Below are 26,736 nucleotides of genomic sequence, written 5' to 3'. Positions count from 1 at the left end.
GAGGGTTGACACCCTCCGCTCAGAAGGCGGCTACGCGGTCTTGTCGATCCCCTCGAAGAACGCCGAGCCGATGCGGACGATGGTGGCGCCCTCTTCTATGGCCGCTTCGTAGTCGCCGCTCATCCCCATCGAAAGCTCGGCCAGCGAGATGCCGGGCGGCACGTCAGGGAGGAGCGAATCGCGCAGCTCGCGAAGCTTCTCGAAGTCCTGCCGCGCACGATCGACGCCCCCTTCGAGTCCGGCCATCGTCATCAGCCCTTCGACGCGAAGGTGGGTCAACTCGGCGATACGCGGAAGGACCGGAGCGAGCTCCTCCGGCTCGAAGCCCCCCTTCTGCGATTCGCCCGAGCAGTTGACCTGCAGCAGAACGCGCAGCGGCTGATCGAGCGCTTTCGCTTCGGCGTCGAGGTCCTGCAGCAATTCCAGTCGATCGCCGGAATGGACCAGTTCGACGACCCCGAGGATCTTCCTGATCTTGTTCCGCTGGAGCGGGCCGATCAGGTGCCAGCGGATTGGAAGGTCCAGCAGTAGGTCGGCCTTCTCCCGGAGTTTCTGGGGCCGGCTTTCGCCGAGGTCGGGAAAGCCGGCGTCGAACAGCGCCCGCGTTTCTTGCAGATCGGAGTACTTGCTGACCGCGACGACGGTCACCGCGTCGGCAGCGCGGCCCGAGCGGCGTGCGGCGGCGGCGACCTTCTCGCGGATGACCGCGGCGTTCTTTCGGAGGCGCTCGCTACGCAGTTCATCGTCGATCGTCATAGCTTCGAATTCTATTCACCGGTCGAACCTCGCATCGGGGCGATCATCGTAAACTCGATCGCCGTTTCTGATTTCGACCCCGACGGTGCGAGTTCGCCATGACGCCCGCTGAAACGCATTTCGATCGAGCCGCGGCGGCGATTCGATCCGCACATGGCCTGCTGATCGGCGCCGGAGCGGGCATGGGCGTTGATTCCGGATTGCCGGACTTTCGCGGGAACGACGGTTTCTGGAAGGCCTATCCGGCTTTTCTAGATCGCGGACTATCGTTCGAAGACATGGCCAATCCAAGCTGGTTCGATCGCGATCCGGCCCAGGCCTGGGGATTTTACGGCCATCGGCTGGCGCTCTACCGGAAGATCGAGCCGCACGACGGCTTCGGCCTGCTGCGCGACTTGGGCGAGCGCCTGCCGTCGGGCGCGTTCGCGTTCACCAGCAACGTCGACGGCCACTTCGAACGGGCGGGCTTCGATCCTGGTCGCGTCGTCGAATGCCATGGCTCGATCCATCATCTGCAGTGCAGCGTCCCCTGCACCAGAGCGATCTGGCCCGCCGACGAAGTCGAACTGGAGGTCGACGAAGAACGCTGCCGGGCGTCGGGCGAGCTTCCGCGATGTCCCCGCTGCGGAGCCGTCGCGCGACCGAACATTCTGATGTTCGACGACGATCGCTGGATCGGCGATCGGACGGAAGAACAGGCGTCGCGGTACGGTCGCTGGCTGGCTCGCATTTCCCGGGAGCGTCTGGTTGCGATGGAGTTCGGCGCCGGGCTCGCCGTGCCGACCGTTCGGTATGAATGCGAGCGTCGCGCGGGGCGACTGATCCGCGTCAATCCGCGCGATCCGGAAGCGCCCGGCGACGGAATCAGCCTGGCGGTCGGAGCGCTGTTGGCGATTCGCGAGATCGCCGCACGCTATTCGGACGCCTCTTCGTCGTCCGGCTGAAGCTCGAGGATCTTCTCGACGGAGCCGTCTTCCAGGAACCGCGCGAGGTAGAACTCCGAGACGAGGTTCTGGCCGAGCAACGTGCGGTTGGCCGGGCCGTCGAGCGAACGATAGACGATCCACTGATCGTCGCCGACCTGCACGCGGTAGCCCGCGGCCTGATCGGCGGGGATGACCTCGCGATTCTCCGCCACGGTCAGTCGGCGCCAGGTGACAGGGATGCCCCGCTTCGAGCCGGTGAAGTGGAAGCACCAGGGGACGAACGCCCCTTCCCCCGTGCCGCGGTAAACCATTCGCAGCGAGTCGCGACCCTCCCGCGTTTCGACGGAGACGCGACAGGCCGACGGCGCCTCGCGCCACTCGGCCGCTGCGAGCGGAAAGAGAGTCGTCGCTGTCGCCGGACCGTCGAGCAGCAGTTCGTTCGTCTCGGCCGTCGCCTGGGCCAGGATCTTCGGAGCGCAGGTCCACCGCATCTCGTGCACGATCTCGGCAGACCGTTCGAGCAGCAGCGAGTCGGAGAGGAGAAAGATCTGCTCCTGACGATCGAGGAAAACCTGCCGCTGGATGCGAACGCCGCCCGCGAACGCGGCTTCGAGTTCGAGGTAGTCGCCCTCGTCGTCGGAGTGCCAGCAGACCTCCTGCCAGGCGCCTTCCTGCGGCGCCGGCTGGCCGTCGATGGTGAGCGTCGTTTCGACGTCGCCGGTGAGGATCGGCTCGCCCCGGTCGAGCAATTCGGCGACGTACCGCCTGTTCGCGAAGTTCAGAACCAGCCGCGGCGCCGCGAGCTTTTCGCTCGCCCGCAGCACGCCCTGCTCGGCCCAGCCGGAGTAGCTCATCGGGTCGACGATCAGCGAGCCGGTGCGCTTTTCGAGCTTGCGCTTGCGGATGCGAGTCGCGATCCGGTGGAGCGCGTCGGCCTCCTCGCTGTCCCGCACCAGGGGCGCCGCAAAGTCGATGGCGTCCCCGACGGCGACGCGTCCGTACAGTTCGGGCAGCGCGAGCGTGCCGTCCGCCCTGACCATTCGCCAGAGATGCCACGCAAGCATCTCGAGCTGATGGCGACGCTCCGAATTCAGCCAGCCACGCTCCGGGCGAGACGACGGATAGTTAAGGGCGACGGCCGCGGATCGCAGCAGGCTCGCCGCGATCGCGGGATACTCGGCCGCGAGCGGCCCGCCGATCAAGCCGTCGCCGTCGAACCGCTCGTCGAAGAGCGTGCCCGCGTTCCCGGCCCCCAGTTCGCCGAGTTCCTTCGCCTGCGACGCTTCCGGAAACATCGCTGCCGCGAGCAGGGGCAGTTCGATGCCGAGCAGCACGGCTTGCGCCGCAGCCAGCGGACTCTCCGGTTCGAGCGAGAAATCGTGCCGGCGGGCCGCGGCCAGAATCGCGCTCAGCCGCTCGTTCCGCGAATCGTCGTCGAACGCGGGAAGCGCGAGCAGCGTGAGGAGCGCCGAGAGCGACTCGAGGAGGCGGGCCTCGGTCGCGGGCGTCGCATCGGCCAGCGTCTGCAGAGCCGGCAACTCGCTTAGTTCGCTCTTGACCGCTTCCGCATGGACCTTCGGACGCTCAGCGACGAAGCGGGCGAGGGGCGACGCTTCGAGCCAGCGTTCGCGGCGGTCGTCCGACAGCAGCAGGTCGACGCGGTACGCCGCCAGCGGCGGAGTCTCAGGCGACGACTTGCGACGCTTCGCGACCGACGCGAACCACTCCGGCCAGCTCTTCAGGCGGAAACGCGACTTCGACTTGTGCGGCGGCGTCGAGCGGAGACCCATGAACGACTTGCGAGAGAGACGGCAGCGGGAAAGCGATTCCGGGGCGGCCCGCTCGGCGATAAGATGCACGGGTCGCGGGCGGCGTCCCCTTTTAGCACAGGGCAACTATCGGGAATAGCGGCGCCTCGATTCGCCTGACGGTCTCGCGTCGGAGTCCCTGGCCTTCCGAAATCGATCGTCCCGACCCGCGACCTGTTCGCAAGGATCTCTTTCATGAATCGTTCGCGCATGCTCGCTCGCTTCTGGTTAAGCCTTCTGCTTCTGGCGGCCGTCGGGCCGTTCGCCGCGGTTTCGCACGCCCAGGAAGACGCTCCCGCGACTGACGCCGTCGTTCAGCCGCAGGATCCGCCTGACGCTGCCGCCGCTCCGGAAGCTGCCGCGACGCCAGAAACGACCGAGGCTCCGGCGCCTGCCGAAGCGACCGAACCGACTGAGGCGGCCGAGGGGGCGGCGCCTGCCGCGGGCGATCTCGTTCCGCTCAATCGCAAGGGGACGGTCAAGATCGATCGCAAGCGGAAGCTGGTCGTGATCGACGGTCGGATCGCGCTGCGTGCGGGGCAGCTTGAAATGTTCGCCTGCCCTGCCGGCACGAAGGAGCACGAATCGGTCGTCGCCCTGCTCTCCGATTCGAAGACGATTCACGCGGGCCTGCTGGCGGTCGGAGCCCGACCCGGCGCGGTCGTGAAGTGGGATCCGGTCTACGCCCCGGCCCACGGCGACGTGATCGAGATTTACGTCCTGTGGAAGGACGCCGAGGGCAAGCCGCATCAGGTTCGCGCGCAGTCGTGGATCCGCGACGCCAAGACGAACGAGGAGATGAAGACCGACTTCATCTTCGCCGGCAGCGGCTTCTGGACCGACCCGTCCGACGGCATCGAGTATTACTACGCCGACGGGGGCGAGGCGATCTGCGTCTCCAACTTTCCGACGGCGATGATCGACCTGCCGATCCAGAGCAGTCAGGCGAACGACTCGCTGCTGTTCGAGGCCTTCGAGAGCCGCATCCCTCCCCGCAACACGCCGGTTCGCGTGGTGCTCCGCCCGGTTCCGAATCCGGCAGCTCCGAAAGAAGGCGAAGCCGTGGAAAAGGATGCAGACGCAACCGAACCGGCGCCGCAGTCGCCGGCGCCGGAGGCTCCCGCGCCGAGCGAGATGCCTGCCGAGCCTGCCGCCGAATCGGTGACGCCTGAGAGTGAACCGGTTCCCGCCGGCGAAACGCCGCAATCTTGAACTGCTTCCGACGCTCGACCGCCGAACGGAAAAAGCGAACCTTCTTCGCGTTGGAGTCTCCTCCGAAAGAAGATCCTTTCACGAGAGGAGGTGTCCCATGCGACGCGACGAAGAGATGACGTTCGACGAATCGTCCTGCTTTCGAGCCGATGAGCAAACGGCGTCGGGGGTTCCCGTCTGAGACGCAGGTAAAGCGCGGCCGGCGCTTCGTCCACGGCGATAAGGAACTCGAGGAGAAGCTGGGCCGCAACGACCTCTGCCCCTGCGGATCCGCCCGGCTCTTCAGGAACTGCTGCCTGAAGAAGGGTCGCTTTTGACGGCGTCAATCGCGACCACTACTTTTAGAGACTGATGAGCGAAGCCCGCGAGACGGAAACGTCTCGCGGGCTTTCTTCGTCGGCCGTCGTCTGCTCCTCGCGCTCGTCGTCCTCCTACGGGCCGGAGTGAAACCGATGCAGCGGGCGAGGCAAAAGTCTTTCGCGTCGATGTTCCATACTCAGTTGTCTCCTCCGAGCGATCGTCATTCGCGAATCTTCACCCGATAGAATTCGCCGGCGTCGCCGAAGACGCACGCTCCGTCAGTGACGAGCATGAACGGGTCGAGCAGACGCTGAATCGGGTCCGCCCGATTCTCGAACTGGGTGCCGCAACCCCTGCACTTAGGACCGCCGCCTGGGGCGAAGCGCCCGCCGCAGGGGCAGTCCGGCAACGTGGCTGATATTTCGTCGAGCAGCTTCTGCGTGGCGCCGTGCCAGACCAGATACTGGTCATAATCACGATGCAGGACGTTGGAGCAACGATCGCAAAAGAAGTGCGGGAAACAGTCGCTCATCCCGCTCGATCGCCATACGGGCGTCAACTCATCGCATTTCGAACAGCGAAGATCGCCGACTCTTGGTGAGGAGCGATCGTATTCGACGATTCTTACGCCCATCTCAACTCTTTCGCTTCTTGCCATTCTTTCGCTTCGGCTTTCGCGGCAGATCGTACGACAGGACGTGAGCCTTCAGGACGTGATGCTCGAACCTCGCGGATAATACAGGTTCGAAGGAGCGATTCGTCGAGTGCTACGATAGTCGGTTGGGCGTACTCATTGGCGGCTCACCACGTGCTGGGCGAGGGTCTTAAGACCCCGCCCCTATCAGAATGCCGCAGATGTCTGGTGCGTGTGCCCAGTGGGGTCCGAAGCGCGAGGCGGACAGCTAGCAGCCCGTTGATTTTCGCCCTGCCTGCGCTATCCTCGCGTGATCTCGACGCGGGGGAGGAATCGCGATGGGCTTGGGCAAGCGGAAGCGGGAGACGCAGGGGACGTTCTGGGTTCCGACGGACAAGCTGGGGAGCGGTCCGCGAAACGTCTTCTACGACCGTCTGAACGGGCTGCTGGCCGAGATCGAATTCGACGGACGGCTCGAAGAGGCGGCCGCTCCGTACTACGAAACGACGGGGCGAAAGAGCCTGGCGCCGGGCGTCTACTTCCGGATGCTGTTCATCGGTTACTTCGAGGGGATCGACAGCCAGCGCGGCATCGCCTGGCGCTGCGACGACAGTCGCTCGCTGGCCCGTTTCCTGGGCTTCGGTCCCGGCGAGGAGACGCCGGACCATTCGACGCTCACGCTGACGCGAAACCGGCTGCCGCTGGAGATCCATCAGCTCGCGTTCGACCTGGTTCTCGGCCTCTGCCACGAGAAGGGTCTGCTCAAGGGCAAAACGCTCGGCGTCGACGCCAGCGATCTCGAAGCGAACGCTTCGATGAAGTCGATCGTCCGCCGGGAGAACGGCGACGACTGGCAGGAGTACGTTCGCAAGCTCTACGAAGCCGAAACGGGCGTAAGCGACCCGGACGACGAGGAGCTGCGCCGCTTCGACAGGAAGCGGAAGGACAAGAAGGTCTCCAACGACGAGTGGGTCAATCCGCACGATCCCGACGCTCGGATCGGGAAGATGAAGGACGGTCGCACGCATCTCAAGTACAAGGTCGAACACGCCGTCGATCTGGAGACGGACGTGATCGTCGCGGCGGAAGTCTACGAAGGGACCGCCGGCGACTGCCGGACGATCGAAGATACCGTGAACGCCGCGCGAACGAACCTGCGCGAGGCGGGCACGGGCTGCGACGTGGAAGAGGTCGCGGCGGACAAGGGCTATCACAGCGAAGAGTCGCTCGACCGGCTGCAGCACGAGACGCACGTGCGGACGTATATTCCGCAGCCGAAGCGAGCGAAGTCTCGGAAGCGAAAACGCAAGCCGCCGAGTCGTCAGGCGGCCTATCGTCGCAATCGCCGGAACGCGCGCGGACGTCGCGGTCGCAGGCTGCAGCGTCTACGAAGCGAGAAGGTCGAGCGGACGTTCGCGCACGTGCTCGAAACGGGCGGCGGCAGGAGAACCTGGCTTCGCGGGCTGGCCAAGATCCGCAAGCGCTACCTCGTCGCCGCCGTCGCTTACAACTTGGGACGGATCCTGCGCCAACTCCTCGGCGCCGGTAAGCCGAAACAGTTCGGAGAACTGGGAGCAGCGCTTTCCGCCGCGTTTGGGCTCTCCAGCTTCGCTGATTTCGCCGTCGGATCGCATCGAGCGATCTTAAGCATCTCGGTCGCCGTCCGGCTCCCGCTCCTGATGCCTCGACGCTCAGCGACCTTTTGAACGCTCAGGCTCTCGCGAACAGGGAAATCAACGGACTGCTAGCGGAGCATTCGTCCCCGCAAGACCGATCTTAGCGGGCGCTCTGTCGCTTTCATCCGATCAATCGACTCGATAGACTGACGGATCGTCACCTGCTGCGGCGTCGGACCGCCTCGTCGGCCGCCCCAGCATCGTCGGGCAGTCGCCCCCCGCCTCTCCTCTTCCTGTCGAGCTTCCGAGCCCATGATTCCCACGCGCCTGGTCTTGAAGTTCCTCTTCGTCGCGCTGGTCGCGGTCGCTTCGGCGAACGGCCTCCACGCCGCTGAAAAGAAGAAGATCGTCTTCTTCGCCGGCCCTCCCAGCCACGGCTACGGCTCGCACGAGCACTACGCCGGCTGCGTGCTTCTCGCGAAGTCGCTCGAAGAGGGAATGCCGGGTTACGAGGTCGACGTCGTCCGCAGCAAGTGGCCCGAGAAGGGCTGGCTCGACGACGCCGACGTGCTGGTCATGTACTCCGACGGCGGCGGCGGTCATCCCGTCAACTCGCATCTGAAGGAGGTCGACGAACAGGCCAAGCGCGGCATGGGCGTCGTCTGCCTCCACTACGGAGTCGAAGTCCCCAAGGGCGACTCCGGCCAGGCGTTCCTCGACTGGATCGGCGGCTATTTCGAGACCGACTGGTCGGTCAACCCGCACTGGGAAGCCGAGTTCAAGGAACTGCCCGATCACCCGATCGCCCGGGGCGTGAAGCCCTTCACGGCGGATGACGAGTGGTACTACCACATGCGGTTTCGCGAAGGGATGGAGGGCGTCACCCCCATCCTGACGGCGACTCCGCCCGAGAGCACCCTGTCGCGACCCGACGGCCCCCACAGCGGCAACCCGCACGTCCGTGCGAAGAAGGGTCAGCCGCAGCACGTCGCCTGGGCGGCCGAGCGACCCGACGGAGGTCGCGGCTTCGGCTTCACCGGCGGCCACTGGCACTGGAACTGGGGCAATCCGGACTTCCGCAAGACGGTCCTCAACGCCGTCGTCTGGTGTGCCAAGGACGAAGTGCCGAAGAACGGCGTCGAGTCGGGCAAGGTCGGTCTCGATCGCCTGCTCGAGAATCAGGACTACCCCAAGCCCGAGAACCTCAACACCGAAGAGCTCAAGAAGAAGTACAAGGTCTCAGGCGGTATGGCGCCGGCTAACGCGAAGAGCGGCGCGGACGCGAAGCCCCTGTTCAAGAGCGAGGTCGTGACCGCGTCGACGAAGGACCGCGGCGTCGCGGTCGACGTCAACATCAAGGGCCGGAAGGAACTCTTCCTGGTCGTCAACGACGCCGGCGACGGCTTCGGATGCGACTGGGCCGCCTGGGTCGAGCCCAAGCTGGTCGGTCCGGCGGGCGAGAAGAAGCTGACCGACCTGAAGTGGAAGTTCGCGGCCACTGACTTCGGCGAGGTTCGCGTCGACGCCAACCCCAACGGCGGTTCGATCTCGATCGACGGCAAGAAGCCGGAATTCGGCATCGGTACGCACGCCAACTCGCTGATCGCGTACGACCTGCCCGAGGGTTACGAGCGGTTCGTCGCGAAGGCGGCGGTCGACGACGGCGGCGCCGATCAGGGCTGCGGCACGACGGTGCAGTTCATGGTCTTCGATTCGCGTCCCGCGGCGACGGTGATTCAGCCGAGCGCGCAGGCGGGCGGTCGCGAGCCGGAACAGGCGCTCGAAGGGCTCGACGTGGCGGAGGACCTGGTCTGCCAGCTCTTCAGCCACGAGCCGATGATTCATTCGCCGTCGAATATCGACGTCGATCATCTGGGGCGGATCTGGCTCTGCGAGATCGTCAACTATCGCCCCTTCGCGAACAAGGACATCATCCCGGCCGATTCGCAGGGAGACCGGATCCTGGTCCTGGAAGATACGAACGGCGACGGCAAGTCGGACAAGTCGACCGTCTTCTATCAGGGGAAGGACATAGATTCGCCGCACGGCATCTGCTACCTCGGCGATCGCGTGATCGTCTCCGTCGGCGACAAGGTAATCTCCTTCTTCGACGATAACGGCGACCTGAAGGCCGACCGTCAGGAGGTTCTGTTCTCCGGCATCTCCGGCGCCCAGCACGATCACGGCATTCACGCCTTCGTCTTCGGGCCGGACGGCAAGCTTTACTTCAACTTCGGCAACGCCGGCAAGCAGATTCGCGACAAAGACGGCAAGCGGATCGTCGACCTCGCAGGAAACGAGATCAACGACAGCCGCAAGCCGTACCAGGAAGGGATGGTCTTCCGCTGCGACCTCGACGGCTCGAACGTCGAGACGCTGGGCTGGAACTTCCGCAACAACTGGGAAGTCTGCATCGACTCCTTCGGCGCCCTGTGGCAGTCCGACAATGACGACGACGGCAACCGCGGCGTCCGCATCAACTACGTGATGGAGTTCGGCAACTTCGGCTATCGCGACGAATTCACCGGTGCCGGCTGGCAGTCGCCGCGCACGAATCTCGAACAGGAGATCCCGCTGCGCCACTGGCACCTGAACGACCCGGGCGTCGTGCCGAACCTGCTCCAGACGGGCGGCGGTTCGCCCACCGGCATCACGATCTACGAAGGCGATCTGTTGCCCGAGGTCTATCAGGGCGAAATCCTCCACTGCGACGCTGGTCCCAGCATCGTTCGCGCTTATCCGGCGGAACCCTCCGGCGCCGGTTACACGGCGGAGATGCTCCCCATGCTGACGGGAACGCGGGACAAGTGGTTCCGTCCCGCAGACGTCAGCGTCGCGCCGGACGGATCGGTGATGGTCGCCGACTGGTACGACGCCGGCGTGGGCGGTCACCGCTTCGTCGACGCCGAGCGCGGCCGCGTCTTTCGCCTGACGGTGGAGGGTCACGAAAAGTACGAGATGCCGAAGTTCGACTTCTCGACCGCTGAAGGCGCCGTGAAGGCGATGGAGAATCCGAACGCCGCCGCCCGGGCGCTCGCGTTCATGGCGCTGATGAAGATGGGCGAGAAGGCGGAGCCCGCGCTGCAGAAGGCGTTCGCCGAGTCGCAGGATCCGCGGATGCGCGCCCGGGCCATGTTCGCCCTCGGTAAGCTTCCCGTCGGATCCGATGCTCTCGCGAAGAAGACGATCGCGGCGGCGCAGCAGGACGACGACGCGAACGTCCGAATCGCGGCGCTGCGGCTGGCGCGACAGGTCTATCGAACGGATGCTCCGACGCTCGCCGGCTACGTGGAGGTCGCGGCGAAGGATGCCGACCCCGCGGTCCGCCGGGAAGCTCTGATCGCGCTACGTACGCTGGGCGATGCCGCTTCGCCCGACATGTGGGCCGCGCTCGCGCAGCAGTACGACGGCGAAGACCGCTGGTACCTCGAAGCCCTCGGCATCGGAGCGACGGGTCGCTGGGACGAGTTCCTCGGCGCTTACCTGAACGCCGCCGGCGCTGACCTGCGGGACAAGAAGGTTCGCGACATCATCTGGCGTTCGCGAGCGGGCGCCACGCCGACGCTGCTGACCGGGATCATCCTCGATCCTTCGACTCCGGAGGAAGAGTTGCCGCGGCTGATCCGCTCGCTCGACTTCCAGAGCGGCCCGATCGTGCAGCCGGCTCTGCTGGCGCTTTCGTTCGCCCCCGTCGCCGACGCGAAGCGCGCCGCGTTCATTCACCAGGAAGCGCTCTCTCGCCTCTCGTCGGACGCGATCGGCGACCGCCGGGGCGAACTGCTGGCGTCGCTCGCGAACGTGCCCGTCGATCCGGGCTACGTCTCGCTCGTGAAGCGGTTCGGCTTGACGGAACTCTATCCCCGCCTGATCGAGGCCGCGATCATCGCGCCGGATTCGCAGGCCGCCGCGGAATCCATGCAGGCGCTGCTCGACCTGAATCAGCAACAGTCGCTCATCGAGGGACTGGAGAATCTGGATCCTGTGCAGGCCGCTCCGCTGGTTCGCGCGCTTGGCATGGCGCAGAACCCGAAGGCCCTGGAGATCCTGATCCCGATCGTTCTCGACAAGGAAAACGATCTGGAAGTCCGTCGGCAGGCGGTCCGTGCCGCGGCCAGCACGAAGCAGGGCGCCGAGCGTCTGCTGGATCATGCGGATAAGGGCCGGATCGATGCGGAGTTAAAGGTCGCCGCCGGCGCCGCGCTCTATGCGTCGACCGATGCGGGCATTCGCGACGCCGCGGCCAAGTTCTTTCCCGTGCCGCAGCCCGTCGCGGGCGAAAAGGTTCCGCCCGTCACGGACCTGCTGAAGCGGAACGGCAACGTCGACGCCGGGCAGAAGGTCTACCTGGCCGAGAAGTCGCAGTGCGCGAAGTGTCACGTGATCGGCGACCAGGGTAAGGAAGTCGGCCCCAACCTGTCGGAGATCGGCTCGAAGCTCAGCCCGCAGGCGCTTTACGAATCGATCCTCTACCCCAGCGCCGGTATCAGCCACAATTACGAAACGTGGACCTACGTCCTCTCCGACGGCAGCGTCGTGACCGGCATCCCGGTCAGCGACACGGCTGCGGAGGTCGTGGTGAAAACGTCGGAAGGAATCTCCCGGACGGTTCCCAAGTCGGAGATCGAAACGTCGAAGAAGTCGGACGTCTCGCTGATGCCCGCCGATCTGCACGCCCAGATGAAGGTCGGCGATCTGGTCGACCTGGTGGAGTACCTCAAGACGCTGAAGGCCAAGCCGTAATCGGCCGTCAGCCGAGGTGGAACTTTTCCGATCGACGGGGCGTCCGAGAGACTCGGGCGTCCCGTTTTTCGTACGCTCGTCGTTCGTCGTCCCTCCGTTCAGGAGATGCTTCCATGCCCGGGATTCGCTTGCGTCGGACCCTGATCGGCGCGATCGCCGCATCGTCCATCGCGTTCCTGTCGTCGACGATCCTGGCGGACATCCCGGTCGAACCGCGACCGCCCGCCCCGGCGCCGGTCGAAACGACCGCTCCGCTCAAGGTCACGATCGTCGAAAAGGCCGGCGCCCAGGCGACGCTGGTCATCCCGCGCCAGTTCGCCCAGCGTGCGGTCGCGGCGGCAGGCGCCGCGTCTACGACTCCCGCGAATTCGAGTCTGATCGCGATCGTCGCGACCGTCGCAGGGGGCGGGGCGCTCTCGATCGGAGCGCTGCTGCTGGGGATCTATCTGATTCGACGCTCGAATAGTCGGGCGTCGACCGCCGTCGCGGGAACGGTCGCCGCTATCGGACTCTTCGTCGGCGCCGGCTTCGTCTTCGCGGATCTCATTCCGGGACGGCCCCTGGGACCCATTCCCGATCGAGAGGACCGCATCGTTCGGTTGGGTTCCGACTCGCCGCAGGTGAAGATCGTGATCGTCGACGAAGGAGATACGATCGAACTGACGCTCCCGCGATCGCTCGTGAACGCCGCACGCTGAGGCGAGGTCGCTTTCCATGAGCACGGCAGTCGTATCCTCGGCAGAGCCCGCCGACGTCGCCCTGCGACCAGCGCGAGCGCTCGATGCGCCGGATTTCGCGAGCGCTCGCGCGGCGACGGCTTTCGGCGCCGTCTGCATCGTCGCGATCGTCGCCGCCGCCGCGCTGGCGGGTCTTGCGCCGATCGGGCTTTCGATCTTCGCCGTGCTGCTGTTCGCCGGCCCGCACAACTGGATGGAGTTTCGGTACTTCCTGTCGCGCATGCCCTCGCGGTGGGGGAGCCGGACGAACTTCTACCGTACGGCCCTCGCAGGATGCCTCGCGCTCTCGCTGGCGTTCGTGGGCATCGCCGTCGCGGGGCGAGCGCTTTCGCTGACGCCGACCGCCGCGTCGATCGCGTCCTCTTTCTGGATGACGGGTCTGATCGCGTGGCTGGCGACGCTGGGTACGATGCGCGTTCGCGAGCGAAAGGGCGATCCGACATGGATCGCGGGCCTCGCCTTCGTCGGCGTGGGCTTCGCGTGGCTGTTTCCCGGCTACGGCGAACTGGCGCTGGTCTTCCTGCATCCCTGCGTCGCGCTCTTCTTCTTCGACCGGCTGCTGCGGCGCCATCGTCCCGACTGGCGACCGATCTGGCGCGGAGCGATGGCGCTCGTACCGCTGGCGATCGTGGGTTTCGCCTTCGTCGCTTTCTGGTCGCCGCCTCTGCTTGGAACGGACAGCATGACGGATCGACTTACTGCCCAGGTCGGCGCCGGGTATCTGCCGTTCGTTTCGCCGAGGTTCCTCGTCACTTCGCACGCGTTTCTGGAACTGTTGCACTACGGCGTCTGGATCGTCGCGGCGCCGTTCGTCGTTCGCGGACAGGTTCCGTGGAACGTCGACCGGACGCCGCTGGCGAAGAGCGGCCTCTCGTGGAAGCGTTCCCTCCGGATCGTCGTCTACGGCGGCGCGTTCGCGGTCGCGGCGCTCTGGCTCTGCTTCTTCGCGAACTACGGCCTGACGCGGGACGTCTACTTCACCGTCGCGATCGTGCACGTTCTCGCCGAGTTCGCCTTCCTGACCGCCACGAAGTGATGCGAGGAAACGACGCTTGAACGTCGCGTCGCTGTGGGCCTTTCTTCCGTTCGGCTACGCGCTGACGGTTCTGTTCGAGGCGCCGGTCCTCTGGTTCGGGCTCGCGAACGCCCACGACGCCAGGACGCGGGTCGCCGCCGCGTTCCTGCTGACCGCGGTCACCTATCCGATCGTGGTCCTGGTCCTGCCGCTGCTGATGGACGCGGAAGAGCGCTACCGGCTTTACCTGCTCGTCGCGGAGACGTTCGCCCCCGCGGCGGAGATCGCGGTCTTTCGCCTTGCCTTTCCGCTAGCGCCGGCGCTACCTGTGCGGAGCCAGCTTCGCGACGCGGCGGCGATCGTGGCCGCGAATCTCTGCTCGTTCCTTCTCGGCGGAGCGCTGATCGACTGGATGCGATCGTGAGCAGATCACGACGCCTTGCGGAAAGGGGCGGCGGGGCCTAACTTTCGACGCTCGGTTCCGTCCTCATCGCCGGCTGGGCTTCATGTCGTTCGCGTGCGGGTTTCTTTCGCTGGACAAACCTGCCGGCTGGTCGTCGCGCGAGGCGGTCAATCGCGTGCAGCGACTGGTGCGACCGAACAAGGTCGGGCACGCCGGGACGCTCGACCCGCTGGCGACCGGCGTGCTGGTCGTCGCGATCGGACCGGCCACGCGACTGATCGACGAGGTTCAGGCCCAGACCAAGACCTATCGCGGCTCGTTTCGCTTCGGCGTCGAAAGCGTCTCCGAAGATATCGAGTCGCCCCTGACGGTCCGCGACGATCTGCCGATCCCGACCCGCGAGGCGATCGACGCGGCGCTGCCCCGTTTCCTGGGGCGACAGATGCAGCGCCCGCCCGCGTTCTCCGCCTTGAAGGTTCAGGGGGAGCGGGCTTACGCGATGGCCCGTCGCGGAGAGATGCCGGAACTCGCCCCGCGCGAGATCGTGATCGAAGAGTTGGTCGTCGAAGCCTACGAGCCGCCCGACGTGACGCTCTTCATTCGCTGCGGCAGCGGCACCTACGTCAGGAGTCTGGGCCGCGACATCGCGCTAGCCGTCGGATCGGTCGCGGCGATGACGGCGCTGCGACGACTGGCCGTCGGCTCTTTCCGCGCGGAGGAGAGCGTCTCGCCCGAGTCGCTGGATGCCGAGCAACTCGCCGCCGCGCTGAAGGCGCCCTGGCTCGGTCTGCCCGACGTGCCGGTTCTGAAGGCGGACGACGAACAGGCGAACCACCTGCTGCAGGGCCGGGCGGTCGACTGGGTCGAGGCGACGCCGCCTCGGTTCTTCATCGAAGCCACCGACGGTCGCTGCGTCGCGCTCTGCCTCTCGATCGGCTCCGGTCAGATCCGCGCCGAGCGGATTTTGCTGCCGCAGGACGCGTTTCGGCGGTAGTGCGGTCCGCCTCGTGTGTGTTCCCGCTCCTTCGGGTGGCACTGGCTCCGCCAGTGTCGAATCCTCGTTCAATTCGACCATCGGGGACGACCGTTTCCCGCTCCAGCACTGGCATAGCCAGTGCCACCCGAAGGAGAAAAGCGTAGCGACGTTGCGACTTCAGACCAGCCCGCAATGCTTCTTCGCCCTCGCGAGCGTCGCGGAGGCGGTTTCGCGGGCGCGCTTCGCTCCGCGGTCGAGGATCGAGCGGACGAGCGCGGGGTCGGACTCGTACTTCGCCCGCAGCGCGCGGGCGGGGGCGAAGTAGGCCTCCGCCGCTTCGGCGAGCGCCTTCTTCACCTGTCCGTAGCCGAAGTTCCCGGCGCGATAGACCGCGGCCATCTCCTGGCGCTTCGCGTCGTCGACGAACAGCGAATAGAGCTGGTACAGGTGATCGCCTTCCGGCTCCTTGGGGTCTTCCATGGGGCGGGAGTCGGTCGCGATCCGCATGATCTTTTTCTTCTGAGCGCCAGGCTCCTCGAAGATCATGATCGTGTTGTCGTAGCTCTTCGACATCTTCTCGCCGTCGGTGCCCGGCACGCGACGGGAATCGTCGAGCACCTTCGCCGTCGGCAGGACGAACGTCTCGCTGAAGTGATGGTTGAAGCTGGTCGCCAGATCCCGGGTCACTTCGATGTGCTGGATCTGGTCCTCGCCCACGGGGACGGTCTGACTGTCGTACGCCAGGATGTCCGCCGCCATCAGCGTCGGGTACGTGAACAGGCCGGCGTCGGCGGTCAGACCGCGGGCCTTCTTTTCCTTGTAGGCATGGCACCGCTCGAGCAGACCCATCGGCGTGCCGGTCAGCAGGATCCAGGTCAGCTCCGTGACCTCGGGAACCTCCGACTGGATGAAGATCGTCGCCTTCTCCGGATCGAGGCCCAGCGCCAGCAGATCGAGCGCGGCGTCGTGGACGTTCTGCCGCAGGAGCGCCGGCTCGCGGATCGTCGTCAGCGCATGCAAATCGGCGATGAAGTAGAAGCCGTCATGCTCCTCCTGGAGCGCAACGTACTGCCGAATGGCGCCGAAGTAGTTCCCCCAGTGGAAGCGACCGGTGGGCTGAATGCCGGAGAGAACGCGCATGGGCGAAGGAGCGATCGTCGGGCGAGCGAAATCGAGGCTATCCACATAGCCTCGCAACGGCCACGGAAGGCCGTCACGACGGTGCGAAAACCGTTTTTGCACCGTCGATGGGTCCGAGGAGAGGCGGGACGCCGAATTCTCGGACCGAAAACTAGTGGGCCTTGGGAGGGGGACATTGTAGCGTCCCGACGAGTTCGCCGACCGACTCGACCCCGGCCTCCGCGAGGAGGTGCGGCAGGGCGTCGATCAGCTTCATCGAGATCGTCGGGTCGAAGTAGTTCGCCGTGCCGATCTGCACCGCCGTCGCGCCGGCGACGAAGAACTCCATCGCGTCGTCGATCGTCGTAATGCCCCCGATTCCGATCAGGGGCAGGCCGACCGCCTGTCGAACCTGATGAACGCAGCGGAGCGCGATCGGCTTGATGGCGGGACCGGAGAGACCGCCGACGACGTTGGCGAGCAGGGGGCGTCGCGTCCGCCAGTCGATCGCCATGCCGAGGACCGTGTTGATCAGGCTCAGCCCATCGGCGCCGCCCGCTTCGGCCGCGCGAGCGATGTCGGCGATCTTCGTCACGTTGGGCGTCAGCTTCGCCAGGACGGGGCGGTCGGTCGCCTCCCGCGCGCCGCGCACGACCTGCTCGCAAAGCGCCGGCTCGGCGCCGAAGTCGCAACCGTGACTGACGTTGGGGCAGGAAATATTGAGCTCGATCGCGGCGACTTCGCTCCTGCCCGAGAGCATCGCCGCCATGTCGCGAAACTCTTCGGTCGTCCGTCCCGCGATGCTGACGACGATCGGAGCCCCCACCGTGGCGAGGTAGGGGAGATGCGACTCGACGAACGTTTCGATGCCGTCGTTATCGAGGCCGATCGCGTTCAGCATCCCGGCCGACGTTTCGACCGTGCGCCACGGGTCGTTGCCAGGTCGCGGCGCCATCGTGACCGTCTTCGGCAGAATTCCGCCGAGTCGCGACAGATCGACCAGACCCGCCATCTCGCGTGCGTAGCCGAACGTTCCGGACGCGACCAGGATCGGATTGGGAAGCCGCAGCCGGCCGATCGAGACGGAGAGATCGGGCATCGAAAGCGGGAGCGAAGCGGAGCGGAGCGGACGAACGGTTCGCGTAACGATGCACTCGCCAGGCCCGAACCGTCAAGCGCCCGTCGCTGCGAAGCACGTTCGGAACTCAGACGAGCGCCGCCGACGAGTCAACGCTTCGTCGAACTCCATATGTTGGGGTTCGGCTTGGCGGGATCGTAGCCTGGGTTGGGCGTCGGCATCCTGGCGCCGGTCTCCTTCCGCCAGTCGGCGAGCTTCGCCTGCAGGCGATCGACGATCCCAGGATGCGCTTCGCTGAGGTCGCGTCGCTCGCCGAGGTCGTCCCCCAGGCGATAGAGTTCGACGCCTTCGTCGTCGTAATGCTCGATCAGCTTCCAGTCGCCCGCGCGCACGGCGCCGCCGGCCGGTCCGCCCTGGTTCGAGTGATGCGGGTAGTGCCAGTAAATCGCGTCGCGATCGAGTTCCGCCTCGGGGTTCTTCAGCAGCGGAACCAGACTGACGCCGTCCAGATGCAGGTCGGGACGCAGCTCCATGCCGGCCAGATCGAGGATTGTGGGGAAGAAGTCCGTGCTGACGACCGGTTCATCGCAGACGCTGCCGGGGGCCGTCGCCCCCGGAGCACGGAGGATCATCGGCTCCCGAATGCCCCCTTCGTAGAGCCAGCCCTTTCCGCCGCGGAGGGGCAGGTTGCTGGTGGGCGAGCCTTCCGCGGTCGACAGCCCGCCATTGTCCGACATGAAAATGACGACGGTATTTCCCGCGAGCCCCAGTCGATCCAGCGTGTCGAGAACCTTTCCGACAGCGAGATCCATCGCCTCGACCATGCCGCCGTACACGGCGTGGTCCTGCACTTGCCGGGCCGCGCGGGAGCCCTCGGGAATCGTTCGCGGCCCCTCGTGGGCGACCCGTTTCGCCTTTTCGGCGTACTTCTCCCGCAAATCCTCGCGGCTCATCAGCGGCGTGTGGACGGAATAGAACGACAGGTACGCGAGGAACGGTCGTTCGCGGTTGGCTTCGATGAAGTTCGAAACCTCCGTCGCCAGACGATCGGGCAGGTGCTCGCCCTTCGGGCCGTCCTTCAGATACGGGTTGCCGTAGGGGGAGAAGTACTTGTCGCCGCCGTAGGGACCGCCGCGATCGAGCCCTCCGAAGTTGAGTTCGAAGCCTTGATCGGTGGGCAGGTAGCCTTCGCCGCCGAGGTGCCACTTCCCCGCGAAGCAGGTCGCGTAGCCAGCATGCTTCAGCGTCTCCGCGATCGTCGTCTCCTCCAGCGCCAGACGATCGGCGTAGGGGGCCGGGAGCGTGACCGTGTTCCGCTTCCATTGCTCCGGCTGATTGCCGGAGCCGATGTAATCGGTGATGCCGAGCCTCGTCGAGTAGCGTCCCGTCAGAATGCTTCCCCGTGTCGGGCTGCAGACGGGGCAGGCGGCGTAGGCGTCGGTGAATCGGAGTCCTGTCGCCGCCAGACGATCGACGTTCGGCGTTTCGTAGAACGTGCTGCCGTAGACGCCCAGATCCCGCTGTCCCAGATCGTCGACGAGGAAGAACACGAAGTTCGGTCGATCGGCAGCCGAGGCGGATCCAGCGAGCGATACCGCGAAGCACATCGCGGCGCACAGCAGCGCCGGAAGGCGAAAGAGGCGACGCAGCATCGGCAGTCTTTCGGAAGAGAATGCGAGGCGGGAGAACGGCGCGATTATGTGCGCCGCCGCATGCCGCAGCAACTTTTCCGACTGTCGACGGGAAACGAAAAAAAGGGGCGCATCCATGCGCCCCGCTTCGCCGCTCCTCATCTTGAGGAGCGTTTCCGGCCCGCCGCGCCAAAGCGCGGCGGCGAGAAAATCAGATGATGCCGCCGTGCGTACGGTAGGGCTTCATATGGCTCGGCTGATCGAGAAACCAGAAGCGCTCCCATTCGTCGAGGAGCGTTCGGAGGTCTTCCGACGTGAAGATGAGCTGCCGCGTCCGTCGCACGGGATCACCCGAGTAGATCGGCACGAAGCAGCCCGTGCTGGTCGCGATGAACGTGCAAAGCAAGCTCGCGAGGATCAGCCGACGGATCATCTTCACCCTTCCCTGTTCGGGATCTCGTGCGGAAAGCGCTCGAAATCCGGTTGCTTCGCATGCGACCATCTCAGGCGAATCCCTTCGCTCTGCGACGATGCCGCGTGCGGCCTGGCTGTTCGGTGCTGCGGAAGTTCCAGAGAACGGGCTCGATCGCTTGCGCCCACGGCGTAGCGGCGAACCTTGTTCCCGGGTGGAACCTACCGGTCTGCCCGTTTTTATCGGCGTGATCGTTTCCGGAGTTCAGTTCGGAACCGCCCGATCCAATCCTTTTTTCCGCGTAACCCGTTTCACCCGCGTTTCCCGAGGGAACCAATCGACCATTCGCCGGTCGAATCCCGACGAAAAAAGCCGTCGCGAGGTGCGACGGCTTGATCGAATGCAGCGGCAGAAGGCAGGCGACGAAGTCCGACCTGCGGAATCGGCGGGGGTTCAGCTCGGGCTGCGGGATGCGGAGTAGAGCGACTCGGGGCGACGCTCGACGCTCGAACCGTCCGCGGATAGCGTGCCGTCGCGATGCGGCAGACCTTCGCGATGCGTCGGCGGTTCCGGGGCGGTCGCCGGCGGAAGCGACGATGCGTGACCGTCGCGATGCGAATCGACCGGCGCATCCGAACCGGGCGAGCGATACGAACTCGCCGGCTGATGGTTAAGGACGCCGTTCGCCTCGGGGGGAGGAACCGAGCCGTGATGGCGGACCTTCTCCTCCATCTCCTTGCCGGGCTTGAACGTAACGACGAACTTCTCGGAGACCTCGACCGGATCGCCCGTCTTCGGATTGCGGGCTTTCCGCGACTTCCGCTTCTTGACTTCGAAGACGCCGAAGTTGCGGAGTTCGATCCGCCCCTCGGCGACCAGCGTTTCGATGATCGCGTCGAACGTCTTTTGGACGATCTCCTTCGTCACCAACTGCGTCATGCCGATTTCTTCCGAAATCGTTTTCACGATCTCTTTTTTCGTCACCTTTAAAGGGTCCTTTCGGAAGGGGTCGGCCCCTGACTCGCGACGGGTCGCGAGTCGATCGAACTGCCGCAACTTTAAACGTGTAAAGAACTAATGTCAAGTTTCCGCAGTCGTCGCAGCAGCCGGATCTGAAGGAGTCGGCGATCGCGGAGGGGTCGCCGCGGCCGGACGTCCGTCTTCAGATGCGGATCTTCTCTTTCTGCTCTTCGATCTGCTCCAGGGTGTAAAGCCGCCCCTTACCGCTGCCGGGGCACGCTTCGCACGTGTTCTCCCACGCCTCGGGCGATTTCACGTTCGAGCCCCAGAAGGGCCACGTTCCGCACTGCCGGGGGCGAACGGGATAGATGGTACAGCGCCGCTCGGTCGGATGGAGCAGAATACAGTCATAATTTCTTTCCTCCACGTCCTTTAAGCTCATTCGAGCGCCGTGCTTTTTCAGGTACTTTTCGCGGAACGCATCGAGATCGTCTTCGCCCAGGTAGGCGGCGATCGCGGCGATCTCCTCCTGATTCACCCAGACGTAGCCGGGAGCGCCCGTGCAGCACCCGCCGCACTGCGTGCACTCGAATCGAAGTCCTTCCGCATACCAGGGTTCGCTCAAGCTGAAAGTCTCCTGACGGTCGGCGCGATTTGACGACCGTGCGATCTAACGTTTTGGGAGCCGGCCCGACAACAAGGGAACGACGGTAAGCGATTTACCCGAGCCATCTGTCGAAGACGCCTGATGCGAGCGGGTCATCCGGCCAGCGCGTGGAAGGCGCGGATTGCGGCGTCGAGGTCGTCGTCCGTTACGAACGGCCCCAGACTGAGCCGGATCGTGCCGCCAGAGTTGGCCGTGCCCAATCCCTGGTGCGTTCGCGGTGCGCAGTGCAGGCCTGCCCGGACCTGTACGCCGAACTGGCTGTCGAGGATCGCCGCGGCCTCTTCCGGCGCGAAGCCTTCGACGGTCAGGCTCGTGACGCCGATTCTACCGAAGGAAGCGTTTCTGCCGAACAGTCGAACTCCGGGAAGTTTCAGAAGTTCCGCCTCCAGTCGCCCGCGTTTCGAGCGCTCCTCCTCAGCCAGCGCCGCGACGCCCCGTTCGAGCACGCTTCGCACGCCCGCCCCCAGTCCGAGAATCCCCGGCACGTTCAGGTTGCCCGCCTCCAGCCGCTGAGGAAGTTCGTCCGGCGGAAGCTCGTCCTCCGATCGAAATCCGCTTCCGCCTAGGCGCAGCGGCGAGAGCGGTGCAGTCCATTCGGGCGAGACCCAGAGCACGCCTGTTCCGAGCGGCCCGAGCAGTCCTTTATGTCCGGAGCAGGCGACGAGCGCCCTGCCCCATCGCCCCGCATGCATCGGCAGGTGCCCTGCCGACTGGGCCGCGTCGACGATCAGCGACAGCCCTCGCTCCTTCGCCAGTTCGGCGATCGCGTCGATCGGCTGAATCGCTCCGGTGACGTTCGAAACGGCGGTGACGACCAGGTGCGTCGCCTCCTTCGGAACCGTCTTCCTCAGCGATTCGAAGGAGAGCGTGCCGTCTCCCTCGGGAGCGACGTAGTCGACCTGAACGCCCTGCACGTCGCGCAGCCGGGCGAGCGGACGAAGGACGGAGTTATGTTCCAGCGTCGACGTGACGACCCGATCGCCAGGCTTCAGCGAACCGAAGAGCGCCTGATTCAGCGCGTCGGTGCCGTTCAGAAAGAAGGCGAAGCGGTGCGGATCGTCGACGCCGAAGAGTTCCGCCAGAGCGCGACGGGTCGCGAGGATCTCCCGTTCGACCGTGATCGCTTCGGCATAGACTCCGCGACCGGCAGAGGCGCCCAGATCGACCATCGCGCGTCGTACCGCCTCGTACACTGCCGGCGGCTTGGGGAAGCTGGTCGCGGCGTTATCGAAGTAGTGTCGCGGCATGACGGGAGGCAGGCGAAGCGATGCGTTCGAACAGCGTCCATTCTATCCGGCGCCCGCAGGGTCGAGCCGATCGGGACGACTTTCGCTCTCGGTCCGGCGAGGCGTCGTCGTCGCAGGTTTCATCCGGTTGCGAACGCCTTCGGCCAGCGGTAATCTGGCAGGGTTCCCGCCCGCCGGACGCTCGCCAGTTCGCAGGCTTCGGCCAGGGAACGTTCGATCGCGCCTCGCGCTGCGTCGATCGGCTTCGCCCGCCTTGCGCGTTCGCACTGTCCTTCAGACCGCTATCGCGTTCCTTCGGCTCGCCGCCGCTGTCAGCGTCGGGCGCTTGAACGTGCCGCAGCCGGTCGTTCGTTCCCGCCCTTTCGTTCTGCCCGTTCGCTCTCAGGAGAAGCGCCTGATGTCCGCTGAAGCTCCCGCCGCGGATCTCGACGCCAAGATCAAGGCGGCCAAGGATCGCCTCGACGCGCATGCCTACCGCATCGTGCAGCGGCACTTCCACGAGTCGACGGGTTGCCCGTTCTGGCTGGAGAAGAAGCGGGAACTCAACTTCGACCCGCTGAAGGACGTCAAAACGTACGACGACCTGAAGAAGTTTCCGGAGTTCGAGGACGAATGGCTCCGCGGCGGACCGGTCCGCCGCTGGGTCATGAAGGACATGACCGACCGGCCCACCTACGTCTTCGAGACGGGCGGCACGACCGGCATCCCGAAAAGCCGCGTGGTGGTCGACGACTTTCGCATCGACTACGAGAACTTCAGCCACACGCTGCCGGATCAGTATTTCCCCAAAGGCGCCAACTGGCTGATGCTCGGCCCCTCGGGTCCGCGTCGGCTGCGTCTGGCGGTGGAGCATCTGTGCCAGTACCGCGGCGGCATCTGCTTCTGCATCGACCTCGATCCCCGCTGGGTCGTGAAGGTCCTGAAGAAGGGCCAGATCGATCAGGCCGAAGCGTACAAGAAGCACTGCATCGACCAGGCGATCACGATTCTGAACGCCGGTCACGACATCAAGTGCATGTTCGCGACGCCCAAGCTGCTCGACGGGCTCTGCCTGGAACTCGAGAACCAGGGCACGAGCCTGAAGGAAAAGGGCATCACCGGCATCTTCTCGGGCGGAACGGAGTTCACGCCGCAGTGGACGCGGTACTGCGTCGAGGAACTGTTCGGCGGACCGCCCGAGGAGAGCGGCATTTACATGACGCCCACCTACGGCAACACGCTGATGGGTCTGGCCTGCAGCAAGCCGGTCACCGCCGCGGACAAGTACAAGATCAGCTACTACGCCCCGCAACCCCGCGCCGTGACGGAGGTCGTCACCTTCGACGACTACAACCAGGTCGTCGGCTACGGCGAGACGGGTCGCGTGAAGCTGACCACGCTGACGGACGAGTTCTTCGTCCCCGGCTTCATGGAACGCGACGAAGGCGAGCGCGAGGCGCCCTTCGATACGTATCCCTGGGACGGCGTCAGCGGCGTGCGACCGTTCCACGTCTTCGCCAAGACGACGACGGTGGGGGTTTATTAGTCGGTCACGAGTTCGCGTAACCTGCGAAGGGCATCCTGCATCCAATGATGGCTCGCCTTTTCGTAGGGCTGGCGCCCTCGCCTGCCACGGAACCGGGTACCAGCTTCATGGCAGGCGAGGGCGCCAGCCCTACGAGACGAATCGAAGCATCGGACTCTAACGAGACAATTCCGCCGTGCTGCACATTCCCGTTCTTCGCTGGGGCAAGCCGTACGAATCCCTCGAACAGTACGAGGTGATTCACTTCGCGACCGGCGAACCGATCGCCAAGGTCAGCAAGGCCAACGGCGGCATCGTTTCGCGCGATCTGAAGAAGGCGCAAAACGCCCGCGACGCGCTCCGCTCGATCCCGGTCGCCGATCTGCTCGACAAGGTGAAGCAGGCGGCGGATTACTACGAAAATGACACGCTCCCCCTCGGCGACGGGCAGCAGTCGCCGGACGATTTCGTCCATCAGCAGTCGGCCAGCACGGGTCTGCCCGAACGCCTCTGCCGGGCGAACATCGGCAAGAACGCGTTCGTGCTGCGGAACATGGACCGCATCCTCGACTGCCTGACCCGCGGGCTGGACCTGAACATTCTCGCCCGGGGATACGGTCAGGAAGACCGCGGCGTGACGGTCAGCTACCAGGCGCAGACGCCGATCCTGGGCGCCGTGCTGCCGTCGAACTCGCCGGGCGTGCATACGCTCTGGCTGCCGGCGATTCCGCTGCAGATCGGCCTGGCGCTGAAGCCCGGCACGTCGGAGCCCTGGACGCCCTACCGCATCGTCAGCGCCTTCATGAAGGCCGGCATCCCCGAGGAGGCGTTCAGTCTCTACCCGGGCGATCATGACGCGGGCTCCGCGATCATGTCAGACTGCTCGCGTTCGATGATCTTCGGCAGCGAGAAGACCGTCGAACAGTTCAAGGGGAACCCCAAGGTCCAGGTCCACGGGCCTGGCTTCTCCAAGATCCTCATCGGCGACGACGTCGTCGACAATTGGGAACGCTACGTCGATCTGATGGCCGAAAGCGTTTACGCCAACTCGGGTCGCGGCTGCATCAACGCGTCGGCGATCTACGCCCCGCGGCATACGAAGGAAATCGCCCAGGCGCTGGCGGAGCGACTCGGACCGATCGAGGTCAAGCCGCCGCAGGATCCGGAAGCGGGTCTCGCCGCGTTCACGACGCCGGGCATGGGCGCCGCGGTCTGGTCGATGATCGAAGAGGACCTGAAGGAACAGGGCGTCACGCACATGACCGCCCCCTACGGGCCGCGGCTGATCGAGCAGGAACGCTGCGCCTACCTGCGACCGATCGTGGCGCACTGCACATCGCCGAAGCAGGCGATCGGGCGGAAGGAGTTCATGTTCCCGTTCGTTTCGGTCGTCGAGTGTCCGCAGGAGAAGATGCTCTCCGAGATCGGCTACACGCTGGTCTGCACGGCGCTGACGAGCGACCCGAAGTGGATCGGTCAACTGACGGACGCCGTGCATGTCGATCGGCTGAATATCGGACCCGTCCCGACGACGCGACTGAACTGGCTGCAGCCGCACGAGGGGAACATCATCGATTTCCTCTTTCGCTCACGCGCCTATCAAACTGAAGAGATCGCCGTTCCGGTCGCGTAGGGCGTATCGCATTTCCTCGTAGGGCTGGCGCCCTCGCCTGCCACGAAGCTGGTACTTCGTTCTCTGGCAGGCGAGGGCGCCAGCCCTACAAGACTGACGGCTCCGACCGCGCATTTATTCGGCGCTCTATGCTGACTCCCTTCGAGTTCGAAACGAGAACCCGCCTGATCTTCGGGCCGGGGAGCGCTGCGCGGCTGGGCGAACTGGCGACCGAACTGGGCGCGAAGCGGGCGCTCCTGGTCAGCGATCCGGGCATCGTCAAGGTCGGCCACGCCGACCGGGGCATGGAGAGCCTGGAGGCCGCCGGTCTGGAAGTCGGCCTGTTCGCCGACATTGAAGAGAACCCGACGACCGCGCATGTCGAAGGGGGCGTCGCATTCGCGAAAGAGTTCAAGCCGGACCTGATCGTCGGCCTCGGCGGGGGAAGCTCGATCGACTGCGCGAAGGGGATCAACTTCGTCCTGACCAACGGCGGTCGGATGCAGGATTACTGGGGCGTCGGCAAGGCGAAGCTCCCCATGCTGCCGATGTTCGCCGTTCCGACGACATCGGGCACGGGTAGCGAGACGCAGTCGTTCGCCCTGATCTCGGACGCCGACACGCACGCGAAGATGGCCTGCGGCGACAAGAAGGCCGCCTGCCGCATCGCTTTGCTCGATCCGGAGCTGACGGTGACTCAGCCGCCGGTCGTGACGGCGCTGACCGGCGTCGACGCGATCGCCCATGCGATCGAAACGTTCGTCACGCGAAAGCGGAACGTCGTCTCGCTGGAATTCAGTCGGCAGGCCTGGACCCTGCTCAGCGGCAGCTTTCTATCGGTCCTCGAACGTCCGGGCGATCTGGAGGCGCGGGGATCGATGCAACTCGGCGCGGCGCTGGCCGGCCTCGCGATCGAGAACTCCATGCTCGGCGCCGCCCATGCGCTCGCCAACCCGCTGACCGCGAAGTACGGCATCGTCCATGGCCAGGCGGTCGGGGCCATGCTCCCCCATGTGATCCGCTTCAACGGCGAGAAGTTCGGCGACCGGTACGACCTGCTGCTGTTCGGCGCCTCCAACGGGAAGCATACGAAGGGCGAAGCGCTCGCCGCGCGCGTCGAGGAGTTCCTCGCCGCCTCGGGACTGAAGTCGAAACTGAGCGAACTGGGCGTGGTCCCTTCCGATTTCGAGACATTGTCTGAGGATGCCGCGAAGCAGTGGACCGCGTCGTTCAATCCCCGGGAGGTCACGGCAGCCGACTGTCGAGCGATCTACGAACGAGCGCTGTGAGCCCGTTCGCTCGGCGCTCTTCTGCGATCGGGACCGCCGGATGCGACTTGCGAACGATTTGCATTCGCCCGGTTAAGCGTGAATGATGCATCAG

The 26,736-nt window shown here is 65.4% G+C and carries 22 protein-coding genes; 12 read left to right on the top strand and 10 right to left on the bottom strand.

Features of this window, described 5'->3' with window-relative positions:
* Positions 1-30 precede the first annotated feature (30 nt).
* On the bottom strand, positions 31-756 hold the full coding sequence (locus SH602x_RS12345; protein ID WP_479477072.1) for a YggS family pyridoxal phosphate-dependent enzyme: 726 nt from the start codon (positions 754-756) through the stop codon (positions 31-33).
* 98 nt (positions 757-854) lie between these two features.
* Between SH602x_RS12345 and SH602x_RS12340 the strand changes: the two genes are divergently transcribed.
* The gene (locus SH602x_RS12340; protein WP_479477071.1) at positions 855-1,700 is read left to right on the top strand and encodes an SIR2 family NAD-dependent protein deacylase; all 846 of its coding nucleotides are present in this window, start codon (positions 855-857) and stop codon (positions 1,698-1,700) included.
* On the opposite strand, the gene SH602x_RS12335 is transcribed toward SH602x_RS12340, so the two are convergent.
* Positions 1,670-3,472 (bottom strand): hypothetical protein, encoded by a 1,803-nt coding sequence (locus SH602x_RS12335; RefSeq protein WP_479477070.1) that lies wholly within the window; start codon positions 3,470-3,472, stop codon positions 1,670-1,672. The genes SH602x_RS12340 and SH602x_RS12335 overlap by 31 nt on opposite strands.
* A gap of 213 nt (positions 3,473-3,685) precedes the next feature.
* On the opposite strand from SH602x_RS12335, the gene SH602x_RS12330 reads away from it, so the two are divergent.
* Complete coding sequence (locus tag SH602x_RS12330; protein WP_479477069.1) at positions 3,686-4,702, top strand: YdjY domain-containing protein; 1,017 nt, start codon at positions 3,686-3,688, stop codon at positions 4,700-4,702.
* Positions 4,703-4,851: 149 nt separating this feature from the next.
* The gene (locus tag SH602x_RS12325) at positions 4,852-5,019 is read left to right on the top strand and encodes an SEC-C metal-binding domain-containing protein (RefSeq protein WP_479477068.1); all 168 of its coding nucleotides are present in this window, start codon (positions 4,852-4,854) and stop codon (positions 5,017-5,019) included.
* A gap of 203 nt (positions 5,020-5,222) precedes the next feature.
* On the opposite strand, the gene SH602x_RS12320 is transcribed toward SH602x_RS12325, so the two are convergent.
* On the bottom strand, positions 5,223-5,534 hold the full coding sequence (locus SH602x_RS12320; protein WP_479477067.1) for a hypothetical protein: 312 nt from the start codon (positions 5,532-5,534) through the stop codon (positions 5,223-5,225).
* Positions 5,535-5,974: 440 nt separating this feature from the next.
* On the opposite strand from SH602x_RS12320, the gene SH602x_RS12315 reads away from it, so the two are divergent.
* From SH602x_RS12315 to truB, 6 genes are all read left to right on the top strand, one after another.
* The gene (locus SH602x_RS12315) at positions 5,975-7,342 is read left to right on the top strand and encodes a transposase (protein WP_479472661.1); all 1,368 of its coding nucleotides are present in this window, start codon (positions 5,975-5,977) and stop codon (positions 7,340-7,342) included.
* 222 nt (positions 7,343-7,564) lie between these two features.
* Positions 7,565-11,992 carry a PVC-type heme-binding CxxCH protein gene (locus tag SH602x_RS12310; protein ID WP_479477066.1) on the top strand — a complete coding sequence of 1,476 codons (4,428 nt, stop codon included), beginning with the start codon at positions 7,565-7,567 and terminating at the stop codon, positions 11,990-11,992.
* A gap of 113 nt (positions 11,993-12,105) precedes the next feature.
* Positions 12,106-12,690, top strand: coding sequence for a hypothetical protein (locus tag SH602x_RS12305; RefSeq protein WP_479477065.1), 585 nt, complete (start codon positions 12,106-12,108; stop codon positions 12,688-12,690).
* A gap of 16 nt (positions 12,691-12,706) precedes the next feature.
* Entirely contained in the window at positions 12,707-13,765 is a 1,059-nt protein-coding gene (locus tag SH602x_RS12300) for a hypothetical protein (RefSeq protein WP_479477064.1), read from the top strand.
* Positions 13,766-13,781: 16 nt separating this feature from the next.
* A complete protein-coding gene (locus SH602x_RS12295) occupies positions 13,782-14,168 on the top strand; it encodes a hypothetical protein (protein WP_479477063.1) in 387 nt (128 codons plus the stop codon).
* Between the two features lie 82 nt (positions 14,169-14,250).
* Positions 14,251-15,141, top strand: coding sequence for a tRNA pseudouridine(55) synthase TruB (gene truB, locus SH602x_RS12290; RefSeq protein ID WP_479477062.1), 891 nt, complete (start codon positions 14,251-14,253; stop codon positions 15,139-15,141).
* Between the two features lie 159 nt (positions 15,142-15,300).
* On the opposite strand, the gene trpS is transcribed toward truB, so the two are convergent.
* The 7 genes from trpS to SH602x_RS12255 form a co-directional block, all read right to left on the bottom strand.
* Positions 15,301-16,263, bottom strand: coding sequence for a tryptophan--tRNA ligase (gene trpS / locus SH602x_RS12285; protein WP_479477061.1), 963 nt, complete (start codon positions 16,261-16,263; stop codon positions 15,301-15,303).
* 151 nt (positions 16,264-16,414) lie between these two features.
* Positions 16,415-17,341, bottom strand: coding sequence for a dihydroorotate dehydrogenase (locus SH602x_RS12280; RefSeq protein ID WP_479477060.1), 927 nt, complete (start codon positions 17,339-17,341; stop codon positions 16,415-16,417).
* Positions 17,342-17,469: 128 nt separating this feature from the next.
* Entirely contained in the window at positions 17,470-18,972 is a 1,503-nt protein-coding gene (locus SH602x_RS12275; RefSeq protein WP_479477059.1) for a sulfatase, read from the bottom strand.
* 190 nt (positions 18,973-19,162) lie between these two features.
* Positions 19,163-19,384, bottom strand: a complete 222-nt coding sequence (locus SH602x_RS12270) for a hypothetical protein (protein ID WP_479468158.1) — start codon at positions 19,382-19,384, stop codon at positions 19,163-19,165.
* A 432-nt stretch (positions 19,385-19,816) separates the two neighbouring features.
* Entirely contained in the window at positions 19,817-20,329 is a 513-nt protein-coding gene (locus tag SH602x_RS12265) for an HU family DNA-binding protein (RefSeq protein ID WP_479468159.1), read from the bottom strand.
* A 196-nt stretch (positions 20,330-20,525) separates the two neighbouring features.
* Positions 20,526-20,948, bottom strand: coding sequence for a YkgJ family cysteine cluster protein (locus SH602x_RS12260; RefSeq protein WP_479468160.1), 423 nt, complete (start codon positions 20,946-20,948; stop codon positions 20,526-20,528).
* A 134-nt stretch (positions 20,949-21,082) separates the two neighbouring features.
* Positions 21,083-22,237 carry an aminotransferase class V-fold PLP-dependent enzyme gene (locus SH602x_RS12255; protein WP_479477058.1) on the bottom strand — a complete coding sequence of 385 codons (1,155 nt, stop codon included), beginning with the start codon at positions 22,235-22,237 and terminating at the stop codon, positions 21,083-21,085.
* A gap of 397 nt (positions 22,238-22,634) precedes the next feature.
* Here SH602x_RS12255 and SH602x_RS12250 point away from each other — a divergent pair, with 397 nt between their 5' ends.
* The 3 genes from SH602x_RS12250 to SH602x_RS12240 all read left to right on the top strand — a co-directional run bounded on the left by SH602x_RS12250 (position 22,635) and on the right by SH602x_RS12240 (position 26,642).
* On the top strand, positions 22,635-23,762 hold the full coding sequence (locus SH602x_RS12250; protein WP_479468162.1) for a phenylacetate--CoA ligase family protein: 1,128 nt from the start codon (positions 22,635-22,637) through the stop codon (positions 23,760-23,762).
* A 175-nt stretch (positions 23,763-23,937) separates the two neighbouring features.
* On the top strand, positions 23,938-25,374 hold the full coding sequence (locus SH602x_RS12245; RefSeq protein WP_479477057.1) for an aldehyde dehydrogenase family protein: 1,437 nt from the start codon (positions 23,938-23,940) through the stop codon (positions 25,372-25,374).
* Positions 25,375-25,502: 128 nt separating this feature from the next.
* Positions 25,503-26,642 carry an iron-containing alcohol dehydrogenase gene (locus SH602x_RS12240; protein ID WP_479477056.1) on the top strand — a complete coding sequence of 380 codons (1,140 nt, stop codon included), beginning with the start codon at positions 25,503-25,505 and terminating at the stop codon, positions 26,640-26,642.
* Positions 26,643-26,736: the final 94 nt, after the last annotated feature.

It is taken from the genome of Lignipirellula cremea, assembly GCF_056501455.1.
The sequence above is the reverse complement of the archived record's forward strand: the minus strand, read 5'-3'. Positions and strand labels throughout refer to the sequence as shown.

Bases quoted from the DNA above. Each gene is read 5' to 3' on its own strand.
- SH602x_RS12345 (WP_479477072.1), bottom strand. From the start codon at position 756: ATGACGATCGACGATGAACTGCGTAGCGAGCGCCTCCGAAAGAACGCC.
- SH602x_RS12340 (WP_479477071.1), top strand. From the start codon at position 855: ATGACGCCCGCTGAAACGCATTTCGATCGAGCCGCGGCGGCGATTCGA.
- SH602x_RS12335 (WP_479477070.1), bottom strand. From the start codon at position 3,472: ATGGGTCTCCGCTCGACGCCGCCGCACAAGTCGAAGTCGCGTTTCCGC.
- SH602x_RS12330 (WP_479477069.1), top strand. From the start codon at position 3,686: ATGAATCGTTCGCGCATGCTCGCTCGCTTCTGGTTAAGCCTTCTGCTT.
- SH602x_RS12325 (WP_479477068.1), top strand. From the start codon at position 4,852: ATGAGCAAACGGCGTCGGGGGTTCCCGTCTGAGACGCAGGTAAAGCGC.
- SH602x_RS12320 (WP_479477067.1), bottom strand. From the start codon at position 5,534: ATGAGCGACTGTTTCCCGCACTTCTTTTGCGATCGTTGCTCCAACGTC.
- SH602x_RS12315 (WP_479472661.1), top strand. From the start codon at position 5,975: ATGGGCTTGGGCAAGCGGAAGCGGGAGACGCAGGGGACGTTCTGGGTT.
- SH602x_RS12310 (WP_479477066.1), top strand. From the start codon at position 7,565: ATGATTCCCACGCGCCTGGTCTTGAAGTTCCTCTTCGTCGCGCTGGTC.
- SH602x_RS12305 (WP_479477065.1), top strand. From the start codon at position 12,106: ATGCCCGGGATTCGCTTGCGTCGGACCCTGATCGGCGCGATCGCCGCA.
- SH602x_RS12300 (WP_479477064.1), top strand. From the start codon at position 12,707: ATGAGCACGGCAGTCGTATCCTCGGCAGAGCCCGCCGACGTCGCCCTG.
- truB (WP_479477062.1), top strand. From the start codon at position 14,251: ATGTCGTTCGCGTGCGGGTTTCTTTCGCTGGACAAACCTGCCGGCTGG.
- trpS (WP_479477061.1), bottom strand. From the start codon at position 16,263: ATGCGCGTTCTCTCCGGCATTCAGCCCACCGGTCGCTTCCACTGGGGG.
- SH602x_RS12280 (WP_479477060.1), bottom strand. From the start codon at position 17,341: ATGCCCGATCTCTCCGTCTCGATCGGCCGGCTGCGGCTTCCCAATCCG.
- SH602x_RS12275 (WP_479477059.1), bottom strand. From the start codon at position 18,972: ATGCTGCGTCGCCTCTTTCGCCTTCCGGCGCTGCTGTGCGCCGCGATG.
- SH602x_RS12270 (WP_479468158.1), bottom strand. From the start codon at position 19,384: ATGATCCGTCGGCTGATCCTCGCGAGCTTGCTTTGCACGTTCATCGCG.
- SH602x_RS12255 (WP_479477058.1), bottom strand. From the start codon at position 22,237: ATGCCGCGACACTACTTCGATAACGCCGCGACCAGCTTCCCCAAGCCG.
- SH602x_RS12250 (WP_479468162.1), top strand. From the start codon at position 22,635: ATGTCCGCTGAAGCTCCCGCCGCGGATCTCGACGCCAAGATCAAGGCG.
- SH602x_RS12240 (WP_479477056.1), top strand. From the start codon at position 25,503: ATGCTGACTCCCTTCGAGTTCGAAACGAGAACCCGCCTGATCTTCGGG.